Below are 2,455 nucleotides of genomic sequence, written 5' to 3' on the forward strand. Positions count from 1 at the left end.
GGGTTAGTTTTCTGTATTCCATTTGCTTTTTCCTTATCTTAAGACTTTTAGCGGTCCAAGGTAAGGAAAAAGCCTATTGCCGAAAAAGTAAAACTATAAGGTAAGGGTAGGAAAGGCCTTTCGACCTCCCCTCCTTCCGAACCGTACGTGCGGTTCTCCCGCATACGGCTCTCCGGTCAGTGATTACTCCGAAGAGATTGAACTTCAGCCACGAACATACTGTACAACGAGACGTATCCTCTTGACTCAAACCAGGCATTATTCCATCTTATTCGTTGTGACATTTCTTTACCCGAACCACGTTTCTTGTTCCTTTTCATCTGAATACGTCGCATCCTTCGTCGGGCAAAGCCATCCAAACCTGTAAAAGTATACTCATTACTATGCTTAAAGTAATTAAACCATCCGCGATACCTTACTACCAGTTGTGCACAGATATGCTCCATACAATGCGGATTATTCCTTCTGGTAATGTAACGGATAGTATCTTTGATTTTCTTTAAGCTACTAAGTCTGGGCCACCACCTGATTCTGCCCCGCTTTGTACGTTCAAAATGATATCCCAGGAACTCAAAATAAGAACCTGTCATTTCCATATTAACAACACGGGTTTTCTCAGGGTGGAGCCGAAGCTTATTCTCCTTCATCCAGTCATGAACTGTTTCCAGAGCCATGTTTGCTTCTTGCTGACTTTTGCACATGATTACAAAATCATCTGCATAGCGCACTAAGTGAAGACCTTTCTTTTCGAGAAGCTTATCCAGTGGATCGAGAAATATATTTGCCAGAAGCGGACTGATAACACCTCCTTGAGGTGATCCATTGTCAACTTCGTAATATTTCATGTTTTCCATGATTCCTTGTTTAAGGAACATACGGATAAGCCTCAAGACCTTCTTGTCACTGATCTTTTCAGCAATTAAATCCATGAGTATAGCATGATCGATTTCATCAAAGTAGCTTTTAATGTCAGCATCAACTATGAACATTCTATCATCGCGAAGTTCGGTCATGACTGTTCGGAGTGCATCTTTGCAACCCAAACCCTTTCGAAAGCCAAAACTTCTTGGTGAAAAGTCCACATCAAATATCGGCTCAATGACATTCTTTAAAGCTGTTTGTACAACTCGATCTCTTACCGTTGGGATTCCCAGTGGGCGCTTTTCGGTAGTGCCCGGTTTAGGAATGTAGACCCGACGTATGGCATGGGGCTTATAACTTTCATCTCGTAATAACTCTTGTTCAGTCTTTAAGTTATGAAGACGGTTAGAGTTATAACTAGATACAGTCACACAGTCTATTCCAGGTTTACCATTATTAGAGAGAACACGGTCACATGCCTCTGATAAGTTAACCAAAGAATAGACTTTATCATAAAGGCTATACCATTTGCCTCGTTTTACTCCATTGCTTAGAGCGTTCAACATACGGCTTGTCCAGACCGAAGGCGTCTCTATTGCTTGTATAGGTCGTTTAACCACTCTTACAATTCCTTCTTGTTTCTGTTCAATTCCGTATTCACTTTCCTGCCTTCCTTTGCTCCTTTGGCTTTCACCAAGATCATCACTCATATGAAGGCTCCGACTTCTGCCTGAGCAAGTCGTTGTCCCAGACAGATCTCCCAAAGTCCACACACAGCTTCCTATGGAACCATTCCATCTCTAACCACCCGCCAGCGAGATGCAACCGCTTTACATCCCTGTTTAGATCAGCGTTGCAACCTAGTTCTGAACTTCACCCTGCGCTCGAGAGCTCGTTTCACTGGCTGGCCAAATCGAGTTCGTCAAATCCTACGGACTGGTTCCTCATCTTCCGTTGCTCTCCACCCCACCTCACGGTGACGCAGTTACAGTCGACTACAGACTCAACAGGTTTGTCTGGTGAGGTATCTCACCTCACTAAAGCTGTGCGCTGTTTGGCGCACGAGCCCCGCACTCCGATGCGGGCGTTGCACATTTGATAAATTTATAAGTTTTTAATCTCAATAAGCTTCGTTTTTTCAGTTTTCCGAGACGCTTAATGTAAGCTGACTACGAGGCAAAAAGGCACGAGACTTTTTTGTCGGTTTCTAATTTACCTTTCTAAGCTTTTCTTCTCCTAGTTCTTTGGCCCGCGTCGGAGCGCGGGGCTCCCAGCAAATTATCTACGGATAGTTTCGAGCTATAAAAAGTTCAGTTAATCAAAGCAAGTGTTATCTGCAACAGAAGATAAACACACCCTGCCAAGAACACAAAAACAAGAATGATTGGGAGAATCAGTGTATTAGCATTTTTTTTATTATCACTTGACTGTTTCATTTTCATTCCTCCTCTACTTCGCTACTTAGTGACTAATTTCCATTAGTCAAAACTTCCATACCCTCAATCTTGCTATCATCGAGATTCATCAAAGCAGCTCTGACCATCCAGGAGTTCTTCCCTTTAGCCGGAGATATAACAATTGTATTTTCACCAGC

Annotated in this window: 1 protein-coding gene; it reads right to left on the bottom strand. The window is 42.9% G+C overall.

Annotated elements, in window-relative coordinates; translation table 11 throughout:
• Window positions 1-176 precede the first annotated feature (176 nt).
• A complete protein-coding gene (gene ltrA, locus HRU21_12730; protein ID NRA43155.1) occupies window positions 177-1,511 on the bottom strand; it encodes a group II intron reverse transcriptase/maturase in 1,335 nt (444 codons plus the stop codon).
• Window positions 1,512-2,455 lie beyond the last annotated feature (944 nt).

This window comes from Pseudomonadales bacterium, from assembly GCA_013215025.1.
Taxonomy (GTDB): domain Bacteria; phylum Pseudomonadota; class Gammaproteobacteria; order Pseudomonadales; family DT-91; genus DT-91.